This is a genomic window from Schaalia sp. Marseille-Q2122 (assembly GCF_903645355.1).
Lineage (GTDB): Bacteria > Actinomycetota > Actinomycetes > Actinomycetales > Actinomycetaceae > Pauljensenia.
In genome coordinates, this window is sequence record NZ_CAHJXR010000006.1 from 16,313 (window position 1) to 28,965 (window position 12,653).

General features: G+C 62.6%; 12 protein-coding genes. 10 read left to right on the plus strand and 2 right to left on the minus strand.

The features are described from left to right. Positions 1-163: 163 nt before the first annotated feature. The 9 genes from dnaK (at position 164) to HWX48_RS07750 (ending at position 9,541) form a co-directional block, all read left to right on the plus strand. Positions 164-2,017: a molecular chaperone DnaK gene (gene dnaK / locus HWX48_RS07715; protein ID WP_175956319.1), complete on the plus strand. Its 1,854-nt coding sequence runs from the start codon at positions 164-166 to the stop codon at positions 2,015-2,017. A gap of 152 nt (positions 2,018-2,169) precedes the next feature. Beyond that, positions 2,170-2,304 carry a hypothetical protein gene (locus HWX48_RS11355; RefSeq protein WP_303048076.1) on the plus strand — a complete coding sequence of 45 codons (135 nt, stop codon included), beginning with the start codon at positions 2,170-2,172 and terminating at the stop codon, positions 2,302-2,304. 42 nt (positions 2,305-2,346) lie between these two features. Then, positions 2,347-3,042 carry a nucleotide exchange factor GrpE gene (locus tag HWX48_RS07720; protein ID WP_175956321.1) on the plus strand — a complete coding sequence of 232 codons (696 nt, stop codon included), beginning with the start codon at positions 2,347-2,349 and terminating at the stop codon, positions 3,040-3,042. A gap of 50 nt (positions 3,043-3,092) precedes the next feature. Beyond that, on the plus strand, positions 3,093-4,205 hold the full coding sequence (locus tag HWX48_RS07725) for a DnaJ C-terminal domain-containing protein (protein WP_175956323.1): 1,113 nt from the start codon (positions 3,093-3,095) through the stop codon (positions 4,203-4,205). 14 nt (positions 4,206-4,219) lie between these two features. After that, a complete protein-coding gene (locus HWX48_RS07730) occupies positions 4,220-4,834 on the plus strand; it encodes a heat shock protein transcriptional repressor HspR (RefSeq protein WP_175956325.1) in 615 nt (204 codons plus the stop codon). Further along, entirely contained in the window at positions 4,831-6,255 is a 1,425-nt protein-coding gene (locus HWX48_RS07735; RefSeq protein ID WP_175956327.1) for a MurT ligase domain-containing protein, read from the plus strand. The genes HWX48_RS07730 and HWX48_RS07735 overlap by 4 nt, the downstream gene beginning before the upstream one ends. After that, positions 6,252-7,028: a type 1 glutamine amidotransferase gene (locus tag HWX48_RS07740; RefSeq protein WP_175956329.1), complete on the plus strand. Its 777-nt coding sequence runs from the start codon at positions 6,252-6,254 to the stop codon at positions 7,026-7,028. The genes HWX48_RS07735 and HWX48_RS07740 overlap by 4 nt, the downstream gene beginning before the upstream one ends. Before the next feature lie 201 nt (positions 7,029-7,229). Further along, positions 7,230-7,982 (plus strand): hypothetical protein, encoded by a 753-nt coding sequence (locus tag HWX48_RS07745; RefSeq protein WP_175956331.1) that lies wholly within the window; start codon positions 7,230-7,232, stop codon positions 7,980-7,982. A 293-nt stretch (positions 7,983-8,275) separates the two neighbouring features. Further along, positions 8,276-9,541, plus strand: coding sequence for an ATP-binding protein (locus HWX48_RS07750; RefSeq protein ID WP_175956333.1), 1,266 nt, complete (start codon positions 8,276-8,278; stop codon positions 9,539-9,541). On the opposite strand, the gene HWX48_RS07755 is transcribed toward HWX48_RS07750, so the two are convergent. Next, complete coding sequence (locus HWX48_RS07755; protein WP_175956334.1) at positions 9,538-10,290, minus strand: glutamine amidotransferase; 753 nt, start codon at positions 10,288-10,290, stop codon at positions 9,538-9,540. The two genes, HWX48_RS07750 and HWX48_RS07755, sit on opposite strands and share 4 nt — an antisense overlap. Before the next feature lie 244 nt (positions 10,291-10,534). Continuing rightward, positions 10,535-10,999 (minus strand): hypothetical protein, encoded by a 465-nt coding sequence (locus tag HWX48_RS07760; RefSeq protein ID WP_175956335.1) that lies wholly within the window; start codon positions 10,997-10,999, stop codon positions 10,535-10,537. A gap of 280 nt (positions 11,000-11,279) precedes the next feature. Between HWX48_RS07760 and HWX48_RS07765 the strand changes: the two genes are divergently transcribed. Next, positions 11,280-12,638, plus strand: coding sequence for a uracil-xanthine permease family protein (locus HWX48_RS07765; RefSeq protein WP_175956336.1), 1,359 nt, complete (start codon positions 11,280-11,282; stop codon positions 12,636-12,638). Positions 12,639-12,653 lie beyond the last annotated feature (15 nt).

Sequence of the window (12,653 nt, forward strand, 5' to 3'; positions counted from 1 at the left end):
CCGCCACAAACTTGAGTCGATGTGACTCAACTTCCACTCTTTCCACTTGCGCCCCCTACCGCCCCGAACTAACCTTGAGTCCATCACACTCAATCTTGATAGTGGTTGCTCAACTACAGACGAGACCCCTCGAAGAGCAACCCTCACGAAAGGACACCAACCTATGGCACGTGCAGTCGGCATCGACCTCGGCACCACCAACTCCGCAATCGCCGTCCTCGAAGGCGGCGAACCCACCATCATCGCCAACGCAGAAGGCCTGCGCACCACCCCCTCGGTGGTCGCCTTCTCCAAGACCGGCGAGGTCCTGGTCGGCGAAATCGCCAAGCGCCAAGCCGTCACCAACGTTGACCGCACCATCTCCTCCGTCAAGCGCCACATGGGCACCGACTGGACCACCTCCATTGACGACAAGACCTACACCGCGCAGGAAATCTCCGCCCGCATCCTGGGCAAGCTCAAGCGCGACGCCGAGCAGTACCTCGGCGAGCCCGTCACCGACGCCGTCATCACCGTCCCGGCCTACTTCAACGACGCTGAGCGTCAGGCCACCAAGGATGCCGGCCAGATCGCCGGCCTAAACGTCCAGCGCATCGTCAACGAGCCCACCGCCGCAGCCCTGGCCTACGGCCTCGAAAAGGGCAAGGAAGACGAACTCATCCTCGTCTTCGACCTCGGCGGCGGCACCTTCGACGTCTCCCTGCTCGAAATCGGCAAGGACGACGAGGACGGCTTCGCCACCATCCAGGTGCGCGCAACCGCCGGCGACAACCGCCTGGGTGGCGACGACTGGGACCAGCGCATCGTCGAGTGGCTGATCCAGCAGGTCAAGACCAAGACCGGCGCTGACCTGTCCAAGGACCCCGTTGCCCTGCAGCGCCTGAAGGAAGCCGCTGAGCAGGCCAAGAAGGAACTCTCCTCGGCCACCAGCACCAATATCTCCCTGCAGTACCTGTCGATGACCGCCGACGGCCCCATCCATCTCGATGAGACCCTCACCCGCGCCAAGTTCGAGGAAATGACCTCCGACCTGCTTGAGCGCACCAAGGCTCCCTTCCACACCGTCATCCGTGACGCTGGCATCCAGGTGTCCGACATTGACCACGTTGTCCTCGTGGGTGGCTCCACCCGTATGCCCGCCGTCAGCGACGTCGTCAAGGAACTGACCGGTGGCCGTGAGCCCAACAAGGGTGTCAACCCTGACGAGGTCGTCGCCGTGGGCGCAGCCCTGCAGGCAGGCGTCATTCAGGGCGACCGTAAGGACGTCCTCCTCATTGACGTCACCCCCCTGTCCCTGGGTATCGAGACCAAGGGCGGCTTCATGACTAAGCTCATTGAGCGCAACACCGCTATTCCGAAGAAGGCCTCTGAGGTCTTCTCCACCGCTGAGGATGGCCAGCCCTCCGTGCTGATCCAGGTCTACCAGGGTGAGCGCGAGTTCGCTCGTGACAATAAGCTCCTTGGCACCTTCGAGCTCGGCGGCATTGCCCCCGCTCCTCGCGGCGTGCCCCAGATTGAGGTCACCTTCGACATTGACGCCAACGGCATTGTGCACGTCTCGGCTAAGGACCGCGGTACCGGCAAGGAACAGTCTGTGACCATCACCGGCGGCTCTGCCCTGTCCAAGGACGACATTGATCGCATGGTCAAGGAAGCCGAAGAGCACGCCGCTGAGGACAAGGCTCGCCGTGAAGAGGCTGAACTGCGCAATATGGCTGAGCAGAGCGTGTACTCCATGGAGAAGCTCCTCAAGGAAAACGAGGACAAGATCTCTGAGGAAACCCGCGCCGCCGTTCAGGCTGACGTTGACGCCGTCAAGGCAGCACTGGAGGGTTCCGACAGCGCGGCCGTCAAGACCGCGCTGGATGCCCTCAACGAGTCGGGCATGAAAATCGGCCAGGAAATCTACGCCGCTCAGCAGGCTGAAGAGGCCGCAGGCGCTACCGCTGGCGAGCAGGCTTCCTCCGATGACGATGTCATTGACGCTGAGATCGTGGACGAGGACGACAAGAAGTGACCTGCGCCTTCTAGCGCAGCGCGGCGCGTGAAACCTTCGCGTTTCACGCCCGTCCTCCCCCTCAGTCACAACTGCGTGACAGTCGGCGGCCGAGGCCCACACCGCCTCGGCCGCCCCCGCACTCTTCCCCTACTTCACCTTTGGAGAACCTCATGAGCGACGCCCCCACCACCAACGGCGGAGACGAACGCGACGACCTGCCCACCGCTGAGGACTGGGCTAATATCAACTTCTTTGGGGCCACCGCCTGCTCCATGCCCGGCAGTGCAGAAGACGACGAGGACTAACCCGCCCGCCTGCCCACCCGGCACCAACTTTTTGGAGAAACCGTGGATCACACCACCCTTGACCCTGAATCCTTCGACGAGGCCCCCGACTCAGCCACCGAAGCTGCAGACGCCAACGGCACCACCGAAGCAGCCCAGCACGACGCAACCCAGCACGAGGCGCCCGCGCACGACCCTGCGCCCGCCGCTGCCGACGCCGCCTCCAACGAGGCCGACGCCGCTGCACCCGCCTCTGCCGAGGGCGACGACCTCGCCGGACTGGAAGACCCCCTGGCTGACTCCGAACTGGCCGCAGCACTGGACCGCATCGCCACCCTGGAAGACCAGCTGGCCCGCGCCAACGCCGACCACTACAACCTCAACCAGGAGTACGGCAACTACGTGCGTCGCACCAAGGAAGCCATCCCCGGCTACAAGGAAAGCGGCCACGTTGAGGTGCTCGAAGCCCTCATCGGCGTCCTGGACGACATTGACGCAGCCCGCCAGGCCGGCGACCTCGCCGATGGGCCCTTCGCAGCCATCGCCACCAAGCTCGAAGACACCCTGGCCACCCGCTTTGGCCTGTCCCGCTACGGGGCAGAGGGCGAGGACTTCGACCCCACCTTGCATGAGGCGCTCATGGCCCGCCCCAATCCCGAGGTTGAGCACCCTGTGATTGGTCAGCTCCTCCAACCCGGCTACACCATGGGTGAGCGCGTCTTGCGCGTGGCCAAGGTGCTGGTCGACAATCCCGAATGATGCCTCCCGTGCATGAATATTCATACGACAAGGAAAGGCGGTGATCGGCCGTGAGCGGACAAGACTGGTTTGAAAAGGACTTCTACAAGGTATTGGGCGTTGACAAGGACGCCGACACTGCCGCAATTAAGAAGGCCTACCGTAAGCTCGCCCGCAAGTACCACCCGGATCAAAACCAGGGAGACTCAGGCGCAGAGGAACGCTTCAAACAGATCAGCGAGGCCTACTCGGTCCTCTCCGACGCGGACAAACGCAAGCAATATGACGCCATCCGCGCCATGGCCGGGGGCGGGGCGCGCTTCTCAGCAGGGTCGGGTGGTTTTGAGGACCTCTTTAGCGGCATGTTCTCCGGTGGAGGCGGCGCAGGTGGCGCACAGTTTTCTGCCGCAGGCTTTGAGGACATCCTCTCGGGCCTCTTCGGCGGCGGCCGAGGCGGGCGCGGTGGCGCTCGGGCCGGCAACCCCTTTGGCGGCCAGGCATCGTTTGACGGCCAGGGGCCCTTCGCGGGAGCCTCGCAGGACGGAAGCTTTGCTGGCGGCCCCTTTGGTGGCGGCGCATTCAACGGCCAAAACTTCGCGGGCGATCCCCGTTTTTCCTCCGCTCCTCGCCCCGCGAAGGGGTCAGATCTGAAGGCGTCGGCTTCACTGAGCTTCCGCCAAGCCCTCAAAGGCACGGAGATTCGCCTGACCGTGGGTGGTTCAACCGTGACGGCTCGCGTGCCTGCGGGCGTCAAGGACGGCCAGAAGATCCGCCTAGCTGGCAAGGGCCGACCCGGGACGAATGGCGGCGCAGCGGGCGACCTCGTCGTGACCGTCAATGTCGCCCCCCACCCGGTGTTCCGCCGCGACGGCGACAATCTGCGCATGACCCTGCCCGTGACTATTGCCGAGGCCACCCTGGGTGGTGCCCTTGAGGTGCCGCTGCTGGATGGGTCGACGGTGACGGTGAAGGTGCCTGCGGGCACGTCCTCGGGGGCGGTGCTGCGCGTGCGCGGCAAGGGCGTGAGCACCGCGAAAACCACCGGCGACCTGCTGGTGGAACTGCAGATGGTGGCCCCCTCTGCCCTCTCTGACGAGGCAATGGCCGCCTTGCGGGCCTACGCTGAAGCCACGAGCGATTTTGACCCGCGAGCGGGTCTGAGCGATTCCATCGCGAAGGTCTAAGAAAGGGGGGTGCCATGTCTACTAGCGCACAGGGATCCACACCTTCTGGTGAACCTCGCCGTCCCTCCGGCGGGGCGCGCGCTCAGGCGACCTTCGTCATTTCCGTCGCTGCGGAGCTGGCTGGCATGCACCCCCAGACCTTGCGCCAATACGACCGTTTGGGTCTGGTGATCCCTGCCCGCACGAAGGGCCGCGGCAGGCGCTACACGCAGCGCGACATTCAACGCCTGCGTGACGTGCAGCGCATGTCCCAGGATGAGGGCATTAACCTCGCGGGTATTCAGCGCATTCTTGACCTGGAACGTCAGGTGGAGCGCCTGGAGGAGGAACGCGACCTCCTGCGCGCCCGCCTTGAGGAGATCGACGCCCGCGCGAACCGTGTATTCACTGCCTCCCCCACCGGTGAGGTTCACCAGTTCCAACGAGGCCAACGCGTGCCTCGTCCCGCTGTTGGCGGCGTGTCGCGCACGGCTCCCGCCGACCCCAATGCGGCTCCTGTCGTGGTGTGGAGGCCGTGGCCGCAAGCCGTGCAGGGGGCGCCTCGGCCTCGTGTGAGGGCGGTCATTGAGTCGCCTCGTGGGAGCGTTCGGGTGATCGAGGGCGAAATCTCCACTACCGTAATCCCATGACATCTTCACGATCGTCCGCCTCCGCCCGCGCCGCAGCTGCGGCCTCCTCTGCCCTTCCTCTCCGCTCTCGCCTGGCCTTGACCGCCGGGAAAGCTGCGGCGAAGGCTTCGCAGGCCTTGGGGCGCGGTTCGGGTGGCATGATCGGCGGGGTGATCGCCGCCCGCATTTCGCCCTCGATCTTGGCTGACCTGGCGCGCAATACGCGCTGCGTCATTGTCACGGGCACGAATGGTAAGTCCACGACCACGCGCATGGTGCGCACAGCGCTGGCTGCCGAGCCGCCCTCGTGCTCAACCGCTGGGGTGCCCGATGCTGCCAACGTGAGTGCTGCGGTGGCCTCGAATACGAATGGTGACAACCTACCTTCGGGTGTGACGGCGGCGCTTATGGCCAACCCTGATGCGCCCTTTGCTGCCCTTGAGGTCGACGAGATGCACGTTCCGGCCGTGGCCGCCCAGGTGCGTCCCGCTGCTTTCGTGCTGCTCAACCTTTCGCGCGACCAGCTTGACCGCGTCGGTGAGATCGGTGCCGTTGAGCAGCGCCTCCGCCAGGCCGTGGCGGACAATCCGCAGGCCGTGGTGGTGGCGAATTGTGACGATCCGCTGATTGTGTCGGCGGCGATGGATGCGCCCAAGGTCGTGTGGGTATCCACGGGTGGGCGGTGGAATTCTGATTCGGTGTCCTTCCCACGAGGTGGCCGCGTGGTGCGTGACGCTGCTGGCGCTGCCGATCCTGCTAACGAGGGCGGCGCGGCGGGCACAGCCTCGTGGCATGTTGTCAACGACGAGGGGGAGACCATTCTTACCCGCCCCGAACCGGCGTGGTGGTGCGAAAGCATTAACGCTGAGGGTTCGACTGCCTGTGCCACCTTGCGTGGCCCCTTCGGGGTTGAGCTGCCCCTCGACCTGTCCCTGCCGGGCCAAGTGAACCTGGGCAATGCGGCCCAGGCGGTGGCTGCGGCCGTCGCCCTGGGCATCCACCCTGAGGATGCCGTCGCCGCTGTCACCACCGTCTCAGAGGTTGCCGGACGCTACTCCACTCACAGTGTTGATGGGCGTGAAATCCGCATTCTTCTGGCCAAGAATCCCGCAGGCTGGCAAGAGTCCATGGCCATGTGCGACCCGGCAGCCCAGCAGGTCGTCATCGGCGTGAACGGTCAGGTGCCCGACGGTCAGGACCTTTCATGGCTGTGGGACGTTGACTTCTCTGCCCTCCAAGGTCGCCCCCGAGTGGTGGCCTGCGGTGAACGAGGCGCCGACCTGGCCGTGCGCCTGCAATACGCGGGCGTGGACTGTCAGGTGGCTGACCTCCCCATGGACGCCCTGGCCCTGTGCGAACCCGGGCAGGTGGAGATGCTGCTCAACTACACCTCACTGCGTGACTTTAAGAAGATCCTTGATGCCAGGGAGGCCCAGGCATGACCCACACCGAATCCGCACAGGTACCAGGCGCGACCTCATCGGAATCCGCCCTGCGCATCGGCGTGATCCTGCCCGAAGTGCTCGGCACCTACGGTGACACGGGAAATGCCGTTGTCCTGGCTGAACGCGCCCGCAGGCGAGGTATCGCCGCTGAGATCATCCCCATCGGCATTGATGATGCTGTGCCTGACTCCCTGGATATTTACACCATGGGCGGCGGCGAGGACATCGCCCAAGAGATTGCCGCCGCGAAACTACGCGAGGATCACGGCCTCACGCGCGCACTCAGCGCGGGCCGCCCTCTGCTGGCGATCTGCGCCTCCTTGCAGGTCCTCGGCCACTGGTACGAGGACGCCCGCGGCCAGCAGGTGTCGGGCCTGGGTCTGTTGGACGTCACCACCCGCCCCCAAGGAGCACGCTCCATCGGCGAACTCGTCTCCGAGCCCGCCCTCGACGGGCTGACAGAACTACTCACCGGCTTTGAAAACCACGGCGGAGGCACAACTCTGGGGCCTGATGCCCGCCCTTTGGGGCGCGTGCGCTTCGGCAATGGCAATACAACCCTTAATGCCGAGGGTGCCACGCAAGAAGGCGCCGTGCAGGGGTCGATTATTGCCACCTACATGCACGGCCCCGTTCTAGCACGCAACCCGCAGCTAGCGGACCTCCTCCTGGCGCGCGCCATGGGTGTCGAGTTGGCTGCGCTTGCACCGGTGGAGATTCCCGGCGTGGAGCAATTACGCGTTGAACGCCTGGCCGTCGCAGCTTCCTGAGCATTCTCCAGTATGGGAGTTCCATCCTGATACTCCATCCCATGCGTTGCCCTAGGACTGCAGTGTGCTCTTTGGGAGTGGACTGCGCTTTTTGTCTGTCAATCGCGGGAGCTTTCCACGCACTTCCACAAGAAAGTTGAAAAGGTGCGCCTGGGTTGCTTTCGCTATGCTGTGCCATAGACCTGTCTGGAAGGAGACATGATGACCGCCCCTGACAACCCTATGGAAGAGCCTCGTTACGGACGCCGCAGTGACGAATGGACCCCTGAAGCCCAGACCCCCTCCTCAACGCCCTCGGCCAACGGCACTGCTGGCACGCATGCCGACACCCCCTGGCCCCAATACGGTCAGCTCTCCGACCAGACACCTGTTTCGCCCCAGCCTGGCCCGAACCCCCACGGCGCCCCCTACAGTGGGCAGCCTGCACCAGCTCTTCCTGGTCGCGGCCGTGGTATTGGCCTGCTCGTTGGCGGCCTGGTCGCTATGCTTCTCGTTGCTCCCGCAGTATTTTTTGGCGTTCTGCTTGGGGGCATGAATCTTGGTGAACTCGCCAACAGCGCCGCCCCCGTCCAATCAGGACAGACCGTCACCGTCACTGATAGTGGCAGCTACGCAGTCGTTGTCAACAGCGGCGACGTCTACGGATGCGCCCTGACCGACTCCGCTGGCGTCTCCCACGAAATGCTCTTCCAGCCCTCGACCTCGTCAACCTTCTGGGCTCAGGGCCTGACCCCCGGCACCTACACCCTTGAGTGCGCCACCGAAGGCAATGTGCAGCTCATGGGCATGAGCGGCCTGAGCATTGATTCAGCAACATCAGCGATGCTTTCTGCTTTGGGCTGGAGTGCGCTGGTGGGCTTCATTGGTCTGGGTCTGACCATCTGGGGCGTCGTTGCCATCATCCGCATCAACCGTCAACGTCGCGAGATTCAGCGCACCTACGGCATCTACTGAATCTTCAGACCAGCCCGCAAGAGTTGGTTTCCCTGGAGATCGCCACCGGTCTGAGCCGATCGCAATAAGAAGAGCAGCCTCCTATGAGAACAGTGCATCGGCACTGCTCTCATAGGAGGCTTTCTGCACCTTGTGCGCGTTCTCCTGCGTCGTGTGCTTGCTCACCTGAACCTCGTAAAACGGCAACCACATCCTCGCAGAATGGCAACACCAACCTCGTAAAACGGCAACCTCACCCTCGTAGAATGGCAACACCAACCTCGTAAAACGGCAAAAGTTGATAGAATCGACGCATGTCACCCCCTCTTATCCGACGAAATATCACCCAGATCGCACAGGAAACACTCCACCACTCTCCTGTTGTGGTGATTAGTGGCGCACGGCAGGTTGGGAAGAGCACACTCATGCACATCCTCCTTGATGCACTGCCCCACAAGCTCGTCAACCTTGACAGCGCAGTAAGCAGGGAGTCTGCGCTCAGCGATCCAGACGGATTTGCTCACCAATTCCCTGACGGCACGCTGGCCATTGACGAGATTCAGCGCGCACCCGATTTGCTTCTCTCTATCAAACTAGCTGTCGACCAGAAACGATCAGCTGCCCGCTTCATTGTTACAGGTTCTGCCGACCTCCTCACCGCAAGCGGCACACAAGAAAGTCTTGCGGGTCGAGCGCACACCATTCGCCTCCACGGCCTGAGCCAGGGGGAAGTGCGTGGCTATTGTGAAGATTTTGCCCATATGGCCTGGCAATTAGCGAAAATGCCCCCGCCCCAGCCGAGCACAACACTTTCTCGCAGAGAGTACCTCTCTCTTGCAACAACCAGCGCCTATCCTGAAATACATAACGCCCCCTACCGAATCGCGACACGTTGGATGGACGGCTACCTAGAGCGAGTCCTCTCTAAAGACACTGCAGACGTCAGCAACATTCAGCATTACGATCGCCTACATCCCTTGCTCAGCCTTATTGCAGCAGAGAACTCTTCGGAGTTCGTTAATCAGCGCTACGCCCAGGCGCTAGATTTGCCCGCACGCAGCCTTCCAGCGTACGTGAAAGCCCTTTCCGACGTTTATCTCATCCACAGCATTCCTGCATGGGGACACAATCTCTCCAAACGGGCAGTCTCCAAACCAAAAATCTTGATTTCTGATCCAGGAATTGCTGCCTACCTATGCGGCATTGATGTCACAGGCCTCGAACACGATATTTCTAGCGCTCTTACCGGAGGTCTCGTTGAAGCCTTCGTCGCGGGGGAACTTCTTAAGCAAAAGGGTTGGTCTCGCATTGACTATTCGATTCACCACTGGCGCGACAGCGGCAATTCCAATCACGAGGTTGACATCGTCCTAGAAAATAGAGCACGCGAGATCGTTGCTATCGAAGTTAAATCACAGGCAACCCTTGGCGCCAAACACTTCACCGGTCTTAAGAAGCTGCGCGAGATCGCAGGCCACCGCTTCAAAGCTGGCATTGTCCTTTACACCGGCGCAGAGATCATGCCTTTTGGTGAGGGCCTCTGGGCTATGCCGATCAATATGCTGTGGGAGGCTCGCTAGTTACCTGCCTGCTGTGCAGCCTGGGCAATGCGCATGAAGTTTCGGATGAGAAGGCCTGCTTGGTGGGTGCCAGGCCCATTGCGTCCGATGAGCACCAGGGAGTCAAAGTCACCGCCAGTCCCATAGCCTGCATCCTCGTACGCTGAAAGGCGAATGCGGATGGCATCAGAGTCAATTTCAGGGTTGAACTGCGTGGCGTAGAAATTTTCACCCATGCGCATCGCCTGCACAGGGCAGGTCAGCGATTTCGCAAGGAGAACCGCCCCTTCAGGCATGCGTTCAACGGCCTCGCGGTGATGGACGTATGTGAGGAACTCTCGCGGGAACCCGTCTAAAAGAGGGTCGTTCATGCCTTCTTCGGTGAGCATGATGTCAACCATTTGCGGGTCCTCAGCCCAAGCTCTGCTGACCAGTCCCCCACGCAGCACGGTTGCAACCTCCGTGCCGTATCCGGTGGTCAGACAGGGAGTGCGGGCGGCAACAATATCGGTGAAGAGGTGCGCAAGCTCAGCCTCCGTACGTTTTTGCGTGGCCGATTTCTTGTCATCAGGTGTGGTTGTTCCGTAGGGGGATCCTGCCACGATGATGCCCGTGTAGGCGTTGACGTCAATATCAGGTAGACCCAGCATGTCGAGCCTGACCTGCTCAAGGCTGTTTTCGTCCAGGCCGGTGACGCGTTGGAAACAGGCGTATTCCGCTTCGACCGCTTCATCCTCTGGGCGGGTTGAGACAAGAAGAAAAGGCAACATACACCAAGTTTAGGCAAAGAGTTGGGAAAGTCTTGGCGGGCAGGGGGGATTGAGACGAATCTATGCCGCTTTCACCCAGAAGAAGGCATTGCTTTCGTCAATTGGGGGCCTAAAGTCCCTGTCAGCGCCACGAGGTAGCCGCACCGTCCTCGCATGACCTTACCTGCTCGGCCCAGCCGCACCTGCCCGGCCTGGCCTTACCTCGCCTTACCTCGCTTTGCCTCGCATGGCCGCCAACACTGCGCTACAGGGCGTCTGGGAGCAATCCCGCTACCGCAGCCCACACGAAAAGCCACCACAGGGCACTCAATGTCGAGATCACCAGCGCGGCCGCCGCCGGACGGCGCCCCACACCGTGATTCAAGTGCGCGTGAATCAAGCCCCAAATGCCGCCGCCCACGCTGGCAACCAAAGCAAAGGGGAAGACGATGGCGAGGGCGGAAAACCACAGGGCGAATTGAGCCGGACGATTCACCGGCGTTGGGGGAAAGTTATAGCCTGGACCTGCGAAAACCCGTGCAGGATCGGCGGTGAAACCCTGATCAAAACTCGGGGTGACATCGGGAGCTTTCTCCGAAATACCGATACGCGCGCCCTCTGCGAAGCGGTCGCCCCCTGCCGCACCGTTTGACGAGGCCGACGCGCTAAGTGTCGTCTGCGCGGAGGAGTGCGCTGCGGGAGTGGCGGGCTGCTGGGGCGGCAATGTCATGGTGTAAGCATGGCACATCCTTGCCCCATCTGGGAGATATCCTGCGGCCGCACTTCCAGCTTCTAGCTCCCACCTCACGGCTCAGCCCTCGCGACCCCCCTTTGCCCCTCAGCTCGCCCTGCTCCAGACCCTCTCCCCCAACCCCTCAGCGCAAGGGTGACTCGGCCCACGCCCTCGTTCCATGGACAAACTATCGTTGAAACCCCTCGCGCGGGTAGTCTGGGATTCCGACCGGTTCAACGGCCCTACCGCCCACCAAACTGATCGGAGTAGACCGCATATGAGCGGCAAATCTGCATCTTTCTTCAACTGGCAGCTTCACGGCGACGGCACCAGCATTGCCCCCGGCGAAGTCGTTGCCCCCAACGAACGCCTCTCGTGGCCCCGCACTGTCGGCATTGGCGCCCAACACGTTATCGCCATGTTCGGCGCCACCTTCCTGGTGCCCCTCCTGACGGGATTCCCTCCCTCAACCACGCTGTTCTTCTCAGCCATCGGCACCTTCTTGTTCTTCCTCATCACCGGCGGCCGCCTGCCCTCCTACCTGGGTTCCTCCTTCGCTCTGATCGCTCCGATTACCGCAGTGAGCGCTTCCCTTGGCATGTCCTACGCGCAGGGCGGCATCATCGCCACAGGCCTGACGCTGGCCCTCGTCGGCCTCATCATCCACTTCGCAGGTGTGCGCTGGATTGATGTCCTCATGCCCCCGGTGGTCACCGGCGCCATCGTGGCCCTCATCGGCCTGAACCTGGCCCCCGCGGCGTGGAACAATGTCAAGGGCGGCCCCCTGACCGCTGTCATCACCATCGCCTCAATCTGCCTGATCACCGTCCTGTTCAAGGGCATTATCGGCCGCCTGTCCATCCTCTTTGGCGTGCTCATCGGCTACATCGCAGCCGTGCTCCAGCAAGAAGTGGACTTCACTCCCGTCAAGGAAGCCGCCTGGGTTGGCCTGCCCGAATTCCACGCCCCCGCCTTCGACGTGTCGACCCTGGGCCTGTTCATCCCCGTGGTGTTCGTCCTCGTCGCTGAAAACGTTGGCCACGTGAAGTCCGTTGCCGCGATGACCGGCGAAAACCTCGACGACGTCACTGGCCGCGCCCTGCTGGCCGACGGCCTGGCCACCGCTCTGGCCGGTGGCGGCGGCGGTTCTGGCACCACCACCTACGCGGAGAACATCGGCGTCATGGCTGCGACCCGCGTCTACTCCACCGCCGCATACGTTGTGGCCGCTGGCTTTGCATTCGCCCTGTCCCTCATGCCGAAGTTCGGCGCCCTGATCGCCACCATTCCCGCTGGCGTTCTGGGCGGCGCAGGCACCGTCCTCTACGGCATGATCGGCATGCTGGGCGTTCGTATTTGGGTGCAAAACCGCGTGGACTTCTCCGACCCGGTCAACCTCAACACCGCCGCGATCTCACTGATCGTGGCCATTGCGAACTTCACCTGGGCCCCCGGCGGCCTCACCTTCGAAGGTATCGCCCTGGGCACCGCTGCCGCCCTCATTATCTACCACACCATGCGGTGGATCTCGAAGGTTCGCGGCACCACCCTGGAAGCCGCTACCCCAGCTTCAGCTCCGTCCGGAACCGAGCTTGAGTCCGAGCCCTACGCCTCGCGGCACAAGGCCTCGCACTGATTCCTGAGCACCTCA

Coding starts and splice junctions, on each gene's coding strand:
- HWX48_RS07735 (WP_175956327.1), top strand. CDS start 4,831: ATGACATCTTCACGATCGTCCGCCTCCGCCCGCGCCGCAGCTGCGGCC.
- HWX48_RS07755 (WP_175956334.1), bottom strand. CDS start 10,290: ATGTTGCCTTTTCTTCTTGTCTCAACCCGCCCAGAGGATGAAGCGGTC.
- dnaK (WP_175956319.1), top strand. CDS start 164: ATGGCACGTGCAGTCGGCATCGACCTCGGCACCACCAACTCCGCAATC.
- HWX48_RS11355 (WP_303048076.1), top strand. CDS start 2,170: ATGAGCGACGCCCCCACCACCAACGGCGGAGACGAACGCGACGACCTG.
- HWX48_RS07740 (WP_175956329.1), top strand. CDS start 6,252: ATGACCCACACCGAATCCGCACAGGTACCAGGCGCGACCTCATCGGAA.
- HWX48_RS07765 (WP_175956336.1), top strand. CDS start 11,280: ATGAGCGGCAAATCTGCATCTTTCTTCAACTGGCAGCTTCACGGCGAC.
- HWX48_RS07760 (WP_175956335.1), bottom strand. CDS start 10,999: ATGACATTGCCGCCCCAGCAGCCCGCCACTCCCGCAGCGCACTCCTCC.
- HWX48_RS07730 (WP_175956325.1), top strand. CDS start 4,220: ATGTCTACTAGCGCACAGGGATCCACACCTTCTGGTGAACCTCGCCGT.
- HWX48_RS07750 (WP_175956333.1), top strand. CDS start 8,276: ATGTCACCCCCTCTTATCCGACGAAATATCACCCAGATCGCACAGGAA.
- HWX48_RS07745 (WP_175956331.1), top strand. CDS start 7,230: ATGACCGCCCCTGACAACCCTATGGAAGAGCCTCGTTACGGACGCCGC.